The sequence below is a fragment of the Rhizocola hellebori genome, assembly GCF_016862955.1.
In the GTDB taxonomy this organism is placed as follows: Bacteria; Actinomycetota; Actinomycetes; order Mycobacteriales; family Micromonosporaceae; genus Rhizocola; species Rhizocola hellebori.
This window is the reverse complement of sequence record NZ_BONY01000049.1, coordinates 53197-68973: the sequence shown is the minus strand read 5'-3', so window position 1 is coordinate 68973 and position 15777 is coordinate 53197. Positions and strand designations below refer to the sequence as shown.

The 15777-nt window shown below is 66.3% G+C and carries 12 protein-coding genes; 8 read left to right on the top strand and 4 right to left on the bottom strand.

Going from position 1 to position 15777, the window contains the following annotated elements; genetic code table 11:
• From Rhe02_RS32265 to Rhe02_RS32250, 4 genes are all read left to right on the top strand, one after another.
• The coding region (locus Rhe02_RS32265; protein WP_444544533.1) for an ABC transporter permease subunit at nt 1–527 on the top strand (527 nt) is incomplete at its 5' end.
• Between the two features lie 29 nt (nt 528–556).
• Entirely contained in the window at nt 557–2059 is a 1503-nt protein-coding gene (gene araA / locus Rhe02_RS32260) for an L-arabinose isomerase (protein ID WP_203912206.1), read from the top strand.
• An 84-nt stretch (nt 2060–2143) separates the two neighbouring features.
• Complete coding sequence (locus Rhe02_RS32255) at nt 2144–3169, top strand: LacI family DNA-binding transcriptional regulator (protein WP_203912205.1); 1026 nt, start codon at nt 2144–2146, stop codon at nt 3167–3169.
• 53 nt (nt 3170–3222) lie between these two features.
• Nucleotides 3223–4254, top strand: coding sequence for an aldose epimerase family protein (locus tag Rhe02_RS32250; RefSeq protein ID WP_203912204.1), 1032 nt, complete (start codon nt 3223–3225; stop codon nt 4252–4254).
• Nucleotides 4255–4268: 14 nt separating this feature from the next.
• Here Rhe02_RS32250 and Rhe02_RS32245 read toward each other — a convergent pair whose 3' ends face one another.
• The 3 genes from Rhe02_RS32245 to Rhe02_RS32235 all read right to left on the bottom strand — a co-directional run bounded on the left by Rhe02_RS32245 (nt 4269) and on the right by Rhe02_RS32235 (nt 11114).
• Entirely contained in the window at nt 4269–5657 is a 1389-nt protein-coding gene (locus tag Rhe02_RS32245) for a glycoside hydrolase family 76 protein (RefSeq protein WP_203912203.1), read from the bottom strand.
• Between the two features lie 108 nt (nt 5658–5765).
• Nucleotides 5766–9239: a discoidin domain-containing protein gene (locus Rhe02_RS32240; protein ID WP_239124193.1), complete on the bottom strand. Its 3474-nt coding sequence runs from the start codon at nt 9237–9239 to the stop codon at nt 5766–5768.
• An 840-nt stretch (nt 9240–10079) separates the two neighbouring features.
• Nucleotides 10080–11114: a LacI family DNA-binding transcriptional regulator gene (locus Rhe02_RS32235; RefSeq protein ID WP_203912202.1), complete on the bottom strand. Its 1035-nt coding sequence runs from the start codon at nt 11112–11114 to the stop codon at nt 10080–10082.
• Nucleotides 11115–11220: 106 nt separating this feature from the next.
• On the opposite strand from Rhe02_RS32235, the gene Rhe02_RS32230 reads away from it, so the two are divergent.
• A complete protein-coding gene (locus Rhe02_RS32230) occupies nt 11221–12270 on the top strand; it encodes a P1 family peptidase (RefSeq protein ID WP_203912201.1) in 1050 nt (349 codons plus the stop codon).
• 32 nt (nt 12271–12302) lie between these two features.
• Nucleotides 12303–13712: a family 43 glycosylhydrolase gene (locus Rhe02_RS32225; protein WP_203912200.1), complete on the top strand. Its 1410-nt coding sequence runs from the start codon at nt 12303–12305 to the stop codon at nt 13710–13712.
• A gap of 2 nt (nt 13713–13714) precedes the next feature.
• Here Rhe02_RS32225 and Rhe02_RS32220 read toward each other — a convergent pair whose 3' ends face one another.
• Complete coding sequence (locus Rhe02_RS32220) at nt 13715–14917, bottom strand: MFS transporter (RefSeq protein WP_203912199.1); 1203 nt, start codon at nt 14915–14917, stop codon at nt 13715–13717.
• A gap of 124 nt (nt 14918–15041) precedes the next feature.
• Between Rhe02_RS32220 and Rhe02_RS32215 the strand changes: the two genes are divergently transcribed.
• Complete coding sequence (locus Rhe02_RS32215; protein ID WP_203912198.1) at nt 15042–15353, top strand: hypothetical protein; 312 nt, start codon at nt 15042–15044, stop codon at nt 15351–15353.
• 32 nt (nt 15354–15385) lie between these two features.
• The gene (locus tag Rhe02_RS32210; protein WP_203912197.1) at nt 15386–15688 is read left to right on the top strand and encodes a hypothetical protein; all 303 of its coding nucleotides are present in this window, start codon (nt 15386–15388) and stop codon (nt 15686–15688) included.
• The last annotated feature ends 89 nt before the right edge of the window (nt 15689–15777 follow it).

The window sequence follows — 15777 nt, the reverse complement described above, 5'->3', positions numbered from 1 at the left end:
TCACCGACGGGTTCTGGACCAGGATGGCGCAGGAACGCATCGGCACGAGCGATAATTTCGTTTCGCCCAGCGTGCTGATCGCCTTCGCGGTGGTGCTTATCGGCGCCTACGTGCTGGCCTACACCAGGCTCGGCCGCAGTGTCTACGCCATCGGCGGCAACCAGCAGTCGGCTCTGCTCATGGGTTTGCCGGTAGCCAAGACGAAGATCGCGGTTTACACCATCAGCGGCCTGTGTTCGGCCATCGGCGGGATAGTGCTCTCCTTCTACACGCTGTCGGGCTTGCCGCTCATAGCGGTCGGGATGGAGCTCGACGCCATCGCGGCGGTCGTCATCGGCGGCACGGTTCTGGTCGGCGGCTCCGGCTACGTCTTCGGCACCGTGCTGGGCGTGCTGGTGCTCGGTGTCATCCAAACCCTGATCACGTTCGACGGCAGCCTCAGCTCGTGGTGGACAAAGATCGTTATCGGCGGCCTGTTGTTCGCCTTCATCCTGCTTCAGCGCCTCATCGGTATCCGCAAGAAGTGAATCCCCTTAGTTCGGCGGAAGGCAACACCATGACAACGCATCCAGTGCCGCAGGTATGGTTCCTCACCGGCAGCCAGGGCATGTACGGCGAGGAGACCCTGCGCCAGGTGGCTGGGCAATCCCGGGAAATCGCCCGCCTGCTCGACGATTCGCCTGGCATCCCCGCGCAGGTGGTGTGGAAACCGGTCCTCACCTCCAGCACCGAAATCCTCAACGTTTGCCGTGACGCGGCGGCGCAAGGTGTGGTCGGGGTGATCGCCTGGATGCACACCTTCTCCCCGGCCAAGATGTGGATCAGCGGGCTGGACGCGTTGCGGACCCCGCTGCTGCACCTGCACACCCAGGCCAACATGTTGCTGCCGTGGGCCGACATCGACATGGATTTCATGAACCTCAACCAGGCCGCCCACGGCGACCGCGAATTCGCCTACGTGCAAACGCGTCTGGGCATCGCGCGCAAGACCGTGGCGGGTCACGTCAGCGATCCTCGTGTGGTGGACCGGATAGCCGCTTGGACTCGTGCGGCGATCGGCTATCAGGAGATGCGATCGCTGCGGCTGGCCAGATTCGGTGACAACATGCGCGATGTTGCGGTCACCGAAGGGGACAAGGTCGAGGCCGAGCTCCGGTTCGGGGTGTCGGTCAACACCTATGGCGTCAACGACCTCGTGGCCGTTGTCGACGCTGTGGCCGACTCACGCATCGACGCTCTCGTCAAGGAGTACGAGGAGGCGTACCAGCTCGCCGAGCCGTTGCGCGCCGACGGCAAGCAACGCGAGTCGCTGCGCTACGCCGCGCGGATCGAAGCCGGGCTGCGCGAGTTCCTTGACCGCGGCGGGTTCAAGGCCTTCACCACCAACTTCGAAGACCTGGGCGGGCTGCGCCAGCTGCCCGGCATCGCGGTACAGCGGCTGATGGCCGACGGGTACGGCTTCGGCGGGGAAGGAGACTGGAAGACCTCCGTCCTGGTGCGCACGCTCAAGGCGATGTCGGCCGGGGCCTCCGGCGGCACCTCCTTCATGGAGGACTACACCTACGATCTGAGCCCGGGCCAGGAGCTCGTGCTCGGAGCGCACATGCTCGAGGTCTGCCCCACCATCGCCGCTGGCACCCCGAAGGCGGAAATCCACCCGCTGAGCATCGGCGGGCGTGAGGATCCGGTGCGACTGGTCTTCGATGCGCAGCCAGGCCCGGCGGTCGTGCTCGGCCTGGCCGACATGGGAGAGCGATTCCGCTTGGTGGCCAACGAAATCGACGTTGTCGAGCCGCCGCACCCGCTTCCCAAGCTGCCGGTCGCCCGCGCGGTATGGCGGCCCCGGCCCGATCTGGCCCGTTCGGCCCAGGCGTGGCTGACCGCGGGCGGGCCGCACCACACCGTGCTGTCCCAGGCGGTTGGCGCCGAAGAGCTTTACGACCTGGCCGACATGACGGGCACCGAGCTTGTCGTCATCGATGCCGACACCGACCAGCGGCAGTTCGCCAAGGAGATCCGGTGGAACCAGGCTTACTACCGGTTGGCCCGCGGCTTCTAGCCGGGTCAGGCGGAGCAAGCCCGGTGGGCCGATCATCGGCCGGCGCCGGCTGAGGGTAAACTGAAGTGCCAAGGGGAGACGTCGATGAACCAGCAACCGTCCGCACGCGCCGCCGTGATGAACGATGTCGCGCGCCTGGCGGGCGTGTCCCATCAGACCGTCTCCCGTGTGCTCAACAATCATCCCAGCGTTCGTGAGGAAACCCGCGAACGTGTGCTGAAAGCGGTTCGCCAGCTCAACTACCGGCCCAATGCGCTGGCGCGTGGCCTGGCCGGGCGGCGTTCGCGGGTGATCGGCGTCGTCAGCTTCGACACCATCCTCTACGGCCCGGCCGCCACACTGCTCGGCGTGGAGCGGGCGGCCCGCCGGGCGGGCTACGGCATCAGCATCGTGGCGCTGGAAAAGCTTGACCGGGCAGGGGTTGTCGCGGCGGTGGATGCGCTGACCGAGCAGTCGGTGGCCGGGGTCGTCATCATCGCCCCGCTGCTGACCGCGGCGGCGGCCGTCAGCAGCCTGCCCACCGGAGTGCCCGCGGTGGTGGTGGAGGCAGGAACCGTCGGCGATTTGCCCACGGTTTCGGTCGATCAGGTGGCCGGAGCCCGGCTCGCCGTGGGCCATCTGCTGAGCCTCGGCCACGAAACGGTCTGGCACATCGCCGGCCCGCGCGACTGGCTGGAGGCGCGCGACCGCATCGACGGCTGGCGGGAAACGCTGGAGAAGGCGGACAGGCGGGTGCCGCCGTTGATTGAGGGCGACTGGAGCCCGAAGTCGGGATATGAGGCGGGCGCGACGCTGGCCGGGCGTCCCGACGTCACGGCCGTCTTCTGCGCCAACGACCAGCAGGCGTTGGGCATGTTGCGGGCGTTGCACGAGCGTGGCATCCGGGTTCCCGAGGACATCAGCGTGGTGGGCTTCGACGACATTCCCGAAGCCGAATTTCTCTCGCCGCCGCTGACCACGGTGGCTCAAGACTTCGACGAGGTCGGCCGCCAGTGCCTGGCGACGCTGCTGGAGCTGCTGGAGGCCGAGGAAGGCTTGCCGGTGGTCCATCCTCGGGTGCAGCCGGCACTTGTCGTGCGGGCCAGCAGCGGCCCGCCCACGTTGCGATAGAAGCTTTTTTCACTGCTCCACATAGGACACTTGCGTTGTGCCGGGGAGACTGCATGCCGACACCATTTGGGAACCTGCCCGACGGCCGGGCCGTCCAGCGCCATGTGATCGGCTCGGTGCAGCTCGAGCTGCACGTGCTCGATCTGGGCGCCACCGCCCACCAATTGCACGTGGCTGGTCACGGCAATGTGCTGCTCGGCCACGGGGATGCCGCCTCGCAGCTGGAAACGCGCGCCTACCTCGGCAGCACGGTGGGCCGCTACGCCAACCGCATCGCCAAGGGCCAGTTCACTCTCGACGGCCATCTCTATCAGCTGGGTACCAACGAGGGCCCGCACACCCTGCACGGCGGCCCCGACGGATTCCACCGCCGCCTGTGGCGAGTCGTCGATGTCTCGGCAAGCTCGATCACCCTCGCCCTGGACAGCCCCGACGGCGACCAAGGCTTTCCTGGCAACCTGTCCTGCACGGCCACCTACACCGTCGACGGCGACACGGTGACGATTGCCTATCGGGCCCACACCGACAAACCGACCCCGGTCAACCTCACCAACCACGCCTATTTCAACCTCGACGGAGAAGCAGGCGATAGCATCGATCGGCATCAGATTGTGGTGCACGCCAGCCGGTACACCCCCATAGCCGAAGACCTGATTCCCCTTGGCCGGCTGGCGGAGGTCGCCGCGAGCCCGCTCGATCTGCGCGTTGCGACCCCGATCGGCCCGGTTATCCGCCACCCGGATCAGCAGCTGTTGTGGGCCAGGGGATTGGACCACAACTTCGCCATCGACGGCCTTGGCATGCGGCCCGCGGCTTCGCTATATTCGGCGGCGAGCGGGCTGGGGCTGACGGTGAGCACCGATCAGCCGGGCTTGCAGGTTTACACCGCGAACCATCTGGACGGCGCGATCGCCGGGCCATCCGGCCGGGTGTACCGGCAGGGTGCCGGAATCGCGTTGGAAACTCAGCTTTTCCCCGACTCGCCCAATCAGGAGTCGTTCCCCACCAGCATCCTGGAGCCGGATCACACCTACCACTCCATCACCACCTGGCAGTTCAGCCGGGATCCGGAAGCGCGGGCATGACCCGGCCAGCCGCGTCAGCTTGCGGCGTTCATCAGGTCCAGCGCGCTCTGCTGGCGAGCGGCGTCTGTCGAGTCGACAGGGCCGTTCCAGCGCATGCCGTAGAGGTCGAGCGGGGTACGGTCGGCGGCGTAGGCCCGGTCGGCCTGCCGGCGTAGGTAGGTGGTGAATGGACGGTCCGGCAGCGCATTGTTGAGCACGGCCAAGTCCCTGACGTAGATGCCTTTGAACGAGACGCCGTCAGCGCCGCAGCTGCCACCTTCGCAGGGGTCGCGCAGGATTGCGTTGGAGTGCAGCAAATTGGTGGTGCTGGAGGCGTTGGCCATCGCCCGCGCTTTGGTCAGCAGGGCGGCGTCGCCGTTGGCGCGGTTGAGCTCGACCAGCCCGGCGAGCGGCACGCCCTGGTTGTAGGACCAGATGGTGCCGTTGTTGTTGCGGCAGGTGCTCAGGCTGATGCCATCGTTGACCAGGTTCGAGCTGTTGATCATCCCGGTCTGCTGGATCCAGGCCCACGATGCCTGCGCCCGTTGCAGGTACACGGTGTCGCCCGGGATCCGGTTGTGCAGCGCGGCGTTGACCTGAAGGTAGAGAGTGTTGGCGATGGCCGCCTTGTAGGTGCGGTCGGTGCGCCACCAGATCCCGCCGCCGCAGACGTTGTCCCAGTAAGCGAACATGTGGGCGGCGCCGGAACGCGCCATGTCAAGGTATCGGGTTTCCCGGGTCAGATCGTAGGCGCCGATCCAGGCCATGGCCCACCAGCCGGTGTCGTCGAGGTACTCGTTGTTGAAGCTGCCGTGCCGGCTGAAGGTGGTCGAAATGGCGTAGCTGTAGCTGGCCATGCCGGTCAGGCGGATGTTGTCGATGATGGCGGTGAGCGCGTTCGCCGAGTTCCACCAGCCGGTGGTGTTGAACAGGCCGATGTTCTGGTTGTAGAACATCATCAGCCCGGTGGCCGCCGCGGTGCGCCTTTCGCCGGCGTTCCAGGTGGTTCTGGCCCACGTGGTGCAGGCGATTTCGGGCCGGTTCCCGGCTTTGCCGCAGGCGCGCAGCGCGCCCACGCCACGGCCCGCCCAGTCGTCGTTGTTGTACATAAGGGTTCGGGTGGTGCGCTGCCCGGCCGGGATGGCGGTGTCGCCGAGATTGGCGTTGGCCGCCCAAGTGCGGCCAGAGTCGAAGGAACGGTCGAGCCAGACCCGATCGGTGGCGTCGCCGCTGTCGATGGACGCCCAGCCCATCGCGTCGGTGTCGTTGAGGTGCAAGGTGATGCGCCTGCCCCAGACCGTGGCGGCGGGCAGTGGCTGCCGATCCGTGGGCGACAGCGCAGCGTTGCGGCCGTCGCAGAAGCGGTTGCAGATGACAGCGGCCGAAGCCGGTACAGCGGCAGCGGCGACGGCCAAGACGCTCACCAAGGCGAAAGTAGTTGCGCTTGCTATGGGACGGAACATTATTCAGTCCTCCAAGACTGGGAACGGGCCGGTGGGTTTGGACCACCGGCCCGCGACAGGTGGAGCTGGTTAAACCGGTTCGACCCAGATGTTGCGGTAGAACAGGTTGGCGCCGGCGTCGCCGTGGTCCTGCAAGCGGATCGGGCCCGCCGCAGCGCCTTCGGCCGCCCCGTTTCCGGTGGGGCCGTCGATCTGCGCGTTGTTGTGCACGGTCACGCCGTTCCAGACGACCGTGACGCGAGCGTTCTCGGTCTTGGTCGTGCCGTTGAAGCGGGCCGCGCGGAAGGTGACGTCGTAGGTCTGCCACGTTTCTGGTGCTCTCGCGGCGTTCTGCGACGGGGTGAGCTTCTGATAGATGGAGCCGCATTCGTCGTTGGCGAGCGTGGTGTCGCCCCACGAATCCAGCACCTGAAGCTCGTAGCGGTCCTGCAAATAGATGCCGCTGTTGGCACGCGCCTGCCCGGTCACGTTCGGCGGCAGGTTCGGTAGCCAGAACTCGATGTGCAGCTTGAAGTCGCCGAAGGCGAGCTTGCTGCGGATGTCGCCACCTAGCACCTCCACCCCGCCGTTGCCCAGCGGCCAGGTCACGGCAGCGCCGCCGCTGCCGGTGAAGTTGTTCATGCTAGCGCCGTCGAAAAGGGTTATCCTGCCGACGTTTCCGGTGTTGGCATAGACTTCGAGTTCGTAGATCCGGGCGGCGGTGTTGCCGTCGCTGGCCGGAGTGGTGATATTGAGACGTACATAACGCGCCTGGGTGGCGGTTATGGTGTGGCTGGTCATGCTTGCCGTGTTTGCCGTTACCGTGGCGACAGTGGTCCAGGCCGTGCCGTTGGTGCTCACCTGAATGTTGAAGTCACGCGTGTTCCAGGCGGTGTTCTCGCCGCCGGTTCCGGCATGCTTGACGATGAATTGGCTCACCGTCTGACTGGTACCGAGGTCGACCTGCATCCACTTGGTGGCCCCCGACGAACACCACTTGTCGGCGTTGCCGCCGGTGGTGGTTCCGTTGACCGCCTTGTCCGGGCCTTCGGTCGCGCCGCATGAGCTGTCGGCCGTGGCCGGTTTGCCCACCGCGAGGTTGCCCGTCGGCGGCGTGACCGTGCCGCCATAGACCTCGAACTCGTAGATGCGCGCAGCCGCATTTCCATCGCTGGCAGGCGTGGTGATGTTCAGGCGCACGTATCTGGCCTGTGTTGCCGCGATGTTATGGGTGGTGGTGCTGGCCGTGTTGCCGGTAACCGTGGCGACGGTGGTCCAGGCTGTGCCGTTGGTGCTCACCTGAATGTTGAAGTCACGCGTGTTCCAGGCGGTGTTCTCGCCACCCGCGCCCGCATGCTTCACCACGAATTGGTTCACACTCTGTGTGGTACCGAGATCGACCTGCATCCACTTGGTGGCGCCCAGCGAACACCACTTGTCGGTGTTGCCGCTGGTGACCGTTCCGTTGACCGCCTTGGCCGGGCCTTCGGTGGCCGCGCAGGAGCTGTCGGCGGTGGCGGGCTTGCCCAGCGCCAGGTTGGTGGCCTGTTGCTGACCCGGGATGGCGTTGAGCGTGTACCAAACCTCGGTGCTCCAAAGGGACTGGCCATTGCTGGACGCGAAAGGCTTGGGCGAGCGGATGTGTACCACTCGGCCCGGCTGCAAGCCGTTGATGACCAGCGTGACCTTCTTGCCGTCGGCCGACAGCGTCGCCGAGGAAACCGACAGGGTCTGCTCGTCGACCTTCGGTCCGCCGTAGGCGGAGGTGGGCACATAGCGCCACTGCTTCACCTGATATTTGGTGGCCAAAGCGGTGGCGGTGGCGGCCGAAAGCGGTTGCGTGTACTCGATTTCGAACCCATTGGGCAGAGCCCGCATGGCGAGCATGTCAAAGGCGTTGCCCCCGTTGGGGGTCAGCTTCTGCAGGCCGTGCATGAGCTTGCCGGTCTGGCCCCAGTTGCCGCCCGCGCCGAGACCGCCGACATAGATCGCCCCGTCGGGACCGACGTTGACCTCGGAGATGCCGGCTTCCAGACCCTGGGTGAGCCGGAACAGCGCGCCCTGGTACTCGCCGTTGACCTTCTCCACGAAGCCGCGCTGCAGCCCGCCATAGGTAACGTCACCGATGAGGAACTGTCCCGAGTAAAGCCCGGAGGTCATGTACATCGGGGTGCTCGGCGAGTTGGCGATCTCGTTTTGCGGCATCCACAACACCGGCTGCGACACCGGGTTGGAGTCGAACGGCCCGGGTGGGTTCATGTAGTGGTTGAAGAACCGGTTTTGCTTGATGTGAAGGAGTTTCGACGACGGGAGCCAGCCGCCCTGGTTGTCGGTGACGAAGATGCCGCCCTCCGGCCCCCAGCCGATGCCGTGCGGAGTGCGCAGCCCACCGGCTATCCAGGTGACCGCACCGGTGTCCTTGTTGATTTGGATGGTGGAGCCGCGGTTGGCCGCCGGCTGCGGGTCGGTGGTCGCACCACCGGAGTTGATGGAGACGGACAGGTTCACGTAGAAGTTCGGTGCCTGGTAGAGCAAACCGAAGGCGAACTCGTGGAAGTTGCCGCCGTAGGGCCAGGTGGCCACGGTCTGGTACTGGTCGGCCACCTCGTCGCCGTTGGTGTCGACCAGCCTGGTCAGCCGCGCCTTCTCCGACACGTAGACCACGCCGTCAACCACCTTGAGCCCCATGGGTTCCTTGAGGGCGCTGCCGATCCGTTTGGTGGTCACCGTGCCCGTTGCCCCGCCGGTGTTGGTCAGGATGTAGACCTCACCCGCCTGCGAGGTGCCGGACTGGTCGCTGCCACCCCAGGTGGAGATGACCATGCGGCCGTCGGCGAGCCAGTCCATGCCGGTGACCTTCGGTTCGAAGCCGCTGGGGCGAAGATTGCGCAGCGTGAAGTTGGGGTGCACGCTGGTCAGCGGCAACCCGTCACCGGGGGAGTCCCCGGTGCCTTCGCACTCCTTGCGCCCCGGCGCGGTCACTCGGACCACCCCGGCATCCGTGCTCAGCACGGAGTTGGGCACCAGCACGAAGGTGGTGGATCCGGGTGTCCTCCAGTCCAGCGTGATCTGCTGCCCGCCGCCCGCCTCGAACTGCTCGATCCGCAGCGCGTGGTAGCCGGTGGTGAGGGTGATGGTGCCTTCCAGCGGCGTGGGGCCGTGCAAGCCATCGTGGTTGATCACCAGACTGTCGTCGATCAGCAGCCGCGATCCGTCGTCACTGGTGAGCCGGAACGTGTAGCTGCCCGCCGTGCTGATGTTGATGTAGCCCAGGACATGGGCAATAAAGTTGTCCTCGAAGCCGAAGTCGGCCGCTGTGGTCCAGTTGATGGTGGTCATCTTCTTGTCCACATTGGGCGTCTGCGCGGCCTTGAGGGTGCAGAGCTGGCTCAGCGCCACCTGCATGTCGTAAACCCGAAGCGTCACACCGGGTTCCTGAGGCGGGGGAGCGGCCTGCGCGACCGTGGGAACGGTGGTGACCGTGATCGCCACCATCATCGCCACTGACGCCAAGGTTGTTCTCTTCACGAGACGGCTGCGCCGCCATCGCTGCCAACTGCCCATCGGTTCTCCTAGAGCGAGGGGAACGGCGACGGCAGCAGGGCCGGACATATGACATCGTTGTCAGGCGATACCACCGTCACCGAACCAGGAAAGATGGATCTTTGCGCCGACGTGGCATCGCCGAAGGACCAACAGTCGTGACGCAGACTTTAGAAAACTCCTGAATCCATGTCCATAGTTTCCTCAAGAACGTTACAACTTTTGTTTTCGTCCAAAAAAGATCTGAGCACTTGAGCAAAACTCGCTGCTGCCCCTGAGCTGATCTCCGAGAGGCCTGGCTCAGGCTATGCACGCTGGGCGGATTCCAATCAGGAGCAACCCTCGGTGGTCGCCTGAGGTCGGAGTTTGCAGATTGCCAGCATGTTACGGAACGGATGTCAAGGGATTGACAGGACCGCGGGGCAAGGGCAACCCTGCTTACTCAAACATCCACCAACATGTTCCGCCACGGGCTCCACAGTAGAACGATCTTGTTGTCGCGCCGGCCTCCTCCGGCTGGCGCGACCGCAGCGGGGGATCCGACGCCTGCATCGCTGTGTTCGCCGGGAGTCGCCGTCCGGCGCCGCGTCTTGCCTGCGGATGGCACCACTGAACGCCTCCTAGGGCGAGCCGCGGAATGTGACAACGTTGGCATAGATACACATGACTTACTTTCATTTCTTTTTTGCGCGGCTGGCAATGCCGAAAGACGCCCGTCCTGGGCAGCTCCACACCCGACGCCGCAGAAGGTGTGGCCGCAGCCCAGGACGGGCCCCGCGCACAACCCACTACCGCTCCCGCCAGCCCGAAGCCAGCCGGCTTGGCAGCGCGAGCGGGCCTGGTGGCAGGAGTGGTGGGCGGTCAGTTGGGTGGGGGTGGGTGTTCGCTCGAGGCTCGTACCAGCAGGGTGGCCGGCACCACGACACGGTGCGGGGGCTCGCGGTCGCCGTTCAGGCGGGCCATCAGCAGCCGCGCGGCTTGCTGGCCCATCTCCTCCGGGTCGTGGGTGACCACGGTGACGCCCAGGACGTCGCCAAGCTCCAGCTCGTCGAAGCCGATGAGCGCCGGTGGTGAAGGGTGCCCGCGCATCCCGCGCAGCGCCCCGGTCGTGATCCGGTTGTTGGTCGTGAACAAGGCCGTCGGCGGTGGCTCTCTGGACAGCAGCTCGCCCACCGCGCGCACGGCAGCGGCGGTGTCGTGCGCGTCTTCCAGCAGATATTCGTCCCAATCGTTGAGACCTGCCTGCTCCATGGCCTCGGCGAATCCGGTGATGCGGTCGCGGTGGGTGCTCAACCGGGACAGATCGCCGATGACGCCGATGCGCCGGTGCCCGCCGGCGATCAGATGCGCGGCGGCTTGGCGTGCGCCCTCGCGGTTGTCCAGCAGCACGGCGTCGGCGGCCAGACCGACCGGCGGGCGATCGACAAAGACGAAGGGGATGCCGTGCCGGCGTTCGGCGGCGAGGAAACCGTGCGCGGCCATGGTCGACGCCACCACCAAGCCTCGCACCCGCCGCTCCAGCAAGGTGTTGATCAGCTCGCGCTCAAGTGCCGGATCCTCGTCGGTGCTCGCGGTTATCAGCTGGAGGTGGTGGCGGCGCAACTCCCTCTCCAGGCCGCTGGCCAGCCTGGAGTAGAACGGGTTCGCCAGGTCTCCGCTGAGCAGCCCCACCAGGGTCGACGTCTTGGCGCCCCGGCGAAGCTCGCGGGCGATCCCGTTGATCCGGTAGCCGAGCTGGTCGGCGGCGTTCTGGACGCGCATGCGCGTTTCGTCGGCGACGTATCCCTCGCCGCTCAGCGCCCTGGACGCCGTCTTCACCGAGACGCCGGAGAGCTGGGCGACCTGCACCAGACTCGGCCGCCCGCTGGGTTTGCCGGGCGGCGGATCAGAGGTCATGCCAGAAAGTATGGCACCGGGCCGGAGTGTCCAAAGTGGATCGACGGTTCGGCCAGGCCGACGCCCCTCACGAGCTGCCGGATCGCGGAATGGCACGATGGGCTTGATGAGAAACTTGCCGCGCTGCGCCCGTGATCTAGGCATCGTTGTAGGCGCTGTGCCCACGGGCCGGCACAACGCGATCACCGATGTGGATGGCGTCCTGGTCGGGCACACCACCATCGACGATGGCGCCGACCTGCACACCGGGGTCACCGCGGTGGTGCCGTCCCAGCTGGCGACCAGGGGGAGTCTGCCCGCAGCGGTGGACATCGGCAACGGCTACGGCAAGCTGGTCGGGTCGACCCAGGTCGCCGAGCTGGGCGTGCTGGAGACACCGATTGTGCTGACCGGCACCCTGTCGGTGTTCCGGGCCGCGGACGCTGTGCTCACCCATCTGATGGCCGGCCAGCCGGAGGGGCTATCGTTCAACCCGGTGGTCGGCGAGACCAACGATGGTTACCTGTCCGACATCCGGCGACGTCCGGTGACCGAGCGGCACGTGCTGGCGGCGCTGACCGGTGCGGCCGATGGGCCGGTGGCACAGGGCTGTGTGGGGGCCGGCGCCGGGACGATCGCGCTCGGCTACAAAGCGGGCATCGGCACCTCCTCGCGCCTCGCCGACCTGGGCGGTGTCCCGGTGACGGTCGGTGTGCTGGTGCAGGCGAACTTCGGCGGGGTGCTTACCGTGCTGGGGGTGCAGATGCCGGTGACCGAGCTGATCGGGCCCGCGCAGCCCGTGGAGCCGCCGGGCAACTCGTGCATGATCGTGGTGGCCACCGACGCGCCGCTGGACTCCCGGCAGCTGGGCCGGGTGGCGCGCCGGGCTATTTTCGCGATGGCGCGGGTCGGCGCGTCGTACAGCAATGGCAGCGGTGACTACGCGATCGCTTTCAGCACAGCAGCTTCGGCTCCGGTGAGCCTGCCCGGCAAGGGGATCGACCCGGTTTTCGGCGCGGTGCAGGATGCCACCGAGGAGGCGTTGCTCAACAGTTTGGTCGCGGCCGGGACGACCACCGGAATTCACGGCCGGGTCGTGCCCGCGGTGCCCCATGACGCGTTGGTGAGGCGGCTGGCCGAGCGTGGCCGCATTTCGGCCAGGACCGAAATCGTCTGACGCATGCCGATCTGTAAATGCATCCTGGGGCGATGAAACGGCTAGCTTGGCTCCTCACGACCGCGCTGCTGCTCGCGCTGATGCCGACCGCTGCGGCGAGCGCGGCCGGGTCGTTCACCAATCCGCTCAACTTCAGCGCCGATCCCACGCTGACCCACGCCAATGGAAACTACTATCTGGCCACGACGCTCGGTGACCGGATAGGGATCTGGCGATCGTCCACATTGGCCGGACTCGCCTCCGCGCCCGAGAACACGGTATGGCGCGACGGCGATGCGAGCCGCAACCAGCAGATGTGGGCACCGGCCCTGTACCGCTTCGGCCAGCGCTGGTATCTCTACTACACGGCCAGCAACGGTGTCGACGCCAATCACCGCAACTATGTGATCGAGTCGGAGGGGGACGATCCCCTTGGGCCGTACCATTTCAAGGCGCGCATCGCCGACCACGGCGAGTACGCCATCGACGGCGAACCCTTCGTCCACAACGGCCAGATGTACTTCGCCTGGACCGGCCCGGGTCGCGGCATGGGCGGCCCCGCGCAGCTCTACCTGCAGCGCATGGACACGCCATGGTCGGTGGTGGGTGGCCGGGTGGCGTTACCGGCCAGCGGCGGCTGCACGGAGGTGCGTGAAGGCCCGGTCGGGCTGCACAGCGCCGCAAGGCTGTTCCTGGTGTACTCGACCTGTGACACCGGCAAGCCCGACTATCAGCTATGGATGAAGTCCATCGCCAACGGCGCCGACCCGCTGGTGCCGGGCAACTGGCTGCAGCACTCGGGTCCGGTGTTCTGGCGCAACGACGCGGCCGGGGTTTTCGGGCCGGGGCACAACGGGTTCTTCAAGTCGCCGGACGGCAGCGAGGACTGGATCGTCTATCACGGCAAAACCAGCTCGGCCTACACGTACGAGGGCCGCACCACGCGCGCCCAGAAAATCGGCTGGAACGCCGATGGCACACCGAATTTCGGCCGGCCCTACGCCCTGGGCACCCCGCTGACCCCGCCATCGGGTGACCCGGACAATCCGCCGACCGCCTGGTCGCAGATCGTGGACAACACCGATGAGCGGTTCACCGCGAGCGCCAACTGGGGCGTGTCGTCCTACTCGGCCCAGCGCTACGGCGCGGACTATCGTTTCGCCTCACCGGTTTCGGCCAGTGACGCCGCCTGGTACAGGTTCGCGATCCCGCAGACCGGCACCTACCGCGTCGACGCCTGGTGGCCGGCGCTGCCCGGCTACAGCACCAAGGCGCCCTATGTGATCGTCACGTCCACCGGAAATCAGAGCGTTAACGTGGATCAGCGATTCAACGGTGGCGGATGGCGCACGCTCGGCACCTTCACGCTGACCGCCGGGGACGAGAACAAGGTGGCGGTGAGCCGCTGGACCAACGGCACAGGCCTGGTGATCGCCGACGCTGTGCGCATCACCAAGGTCTGAAGCTAGGCGGGACGGTCGAGCTCGCGCAGCACGGGCAGAGCCGTGGTGAGCAGGGCGATCGCGAGGAAAGCCGCTGCCAGCATGACGAAGGCCGGTTTGACGCCGATCCCCTGCACCAAAGGCCCGGCCAGCAGGAAGCCGGCCGGGCCTGCGGCGTAGGCCGACGAGCTCATCAGGCCGACCACACGGCCGCGCAGCCGCTCCGGGCTGCGCTGCTGCATCGCGTAGTTGGCCAGCGGATTGACCGGGCCGTAGGCCAGGCCGCTGAGCGCGGCGAACGCCAGCAGCAGGGGGAAGGGTGGCAGGAAGGACATGCCGAGCAGAGCCAGTCCGGATAGGACTACGCCGCCGATGAAGGTGGCTCTGCGTGGTACCCGAGAAACAAAAACGCCGAACAAGAGACTGCCCGCGATGCCGCCGGCGCTCATCGCCATCACGGTCGCGCCGAGCCGCTGCGGAGCCGCGATCGATTGGAAGTACACCGGCAGCACGACGCCCTCGATGGGCAGGTAGAGCACGATCAATGCGATCATGAGCAGGCCGAGGGTACGCAGCAGCCGGTCGCGCCAGACGAAACGCAGTCCCTCCAGCACCGCCTGCCGCACGTTGGCCGGCCGGGAGGGCGGGTGGCCAACGCCGGCCATGGCGATGAACCGGACCAGAAGCGCGCTGAGCAGAAAGCAGACCCCGGTGACCCACAGCGTGTGCACGGCGCCGACGCGGGCGATGAGGACGCCGCCGAGCCCCGGCCCGATCAGATAGGCCAAGCCCCACACCGATTCGTGCACGCTGTTGACGCGATCGATCGGCCATCGCGCGGCTTGAGCCGCCGCGGGAAGCATGGTTTCGCGCGCGGTGAGTCCGGCCGGGTCGAACATGGCGCCGATGACCGCGAGACCCAGCAGCAGCCCCACGCTCAGCCCGACCGTCAGATCGGCCACCGGGATGGCGAGAACGGCAAGCGCGGAAAGAACATCGGACAGCACCGCGATGCGCCGCCGGCCCACCATGTCGACCAGGGTTCCGGCGAAGACGCTGGCCGCCAGCAGCGGCACGGCCGTGCAAGCCGCGATGAGCCCGGCGATGGCGGCGTTGCCTGTGCGCTCAAGGATCAGCCACGGCAGCGCGACAATGACGACACCGTTGCCGATGCCCGACAGAGCGGTGGCGGACTCAAGCAACAACAACGGGACCGGGCGAGCCATCGCCCTCAACCTACTGTGAAGACAAAATGATATTTCGCGACTCGCCGGGCTGGCTGCCGCCCATCTGCCTATCCTGATACCGAGCCGGATACCGGCCCTGAACAGGGACGACTTGAATCAGGGAGTGGTGGGATTGAAAGCGGGAATGACGGCCGGTCCAGAAGCGGATACCGCATTCTTCGACGCGCTTGGCGCAGTATTCGACAAGCATCCGCAGGCGAAGACGAGGTATGCCATCGGCACCGCGCGCCAGGAGGCCGAGAAGCTGGGCATCGACTTCGCGAAGCAACACGCGGTGGCACGGGTCGAAGGCAGCCGGATCATCACCTCGTTCCACGATAACGATGGCGGGGAAGGCCCCGAGCACTCCCTCGCCTGCTGCGAGTGGGGATTCGTGGGCGGCGAATGGAAATGCAAAAAGAAGTGTCCAACGTAATCTCACGCGGGCTGTGCATTGGGGAGGCGACCGTGAAGACGAAATCGAAGACCGTGGCCGGGCCTACGGTGGATACGGCATTCTTCAAAGATCTGGGTGAAGTCTTCGACAGGTACCCCGAGGAGGCGCGCAAATACGCCGTGCGGGATATCTCGCTCGAGACCGAGGTGCTCCACATCGACTTCGCCAAACAGAAAGCGGTGTCGAACATCGAGGGCAATAAGATCATCACGATGTTCGTCGACCGCGACGAAAAGGTGCAAAGCGTTCACCATGCCTGCTGCGATTGGATCCGCAGCACCGGATGGAGCTGCATCCATCAGTGCGAGAAGTAGGCCGCTGACCAGGCCCGGGGATGGATATCTATCCTCGGGCTTTTCATCGGAGTAGGGTTCGCGACATCTCGCCCATCGAATTCCTCGCC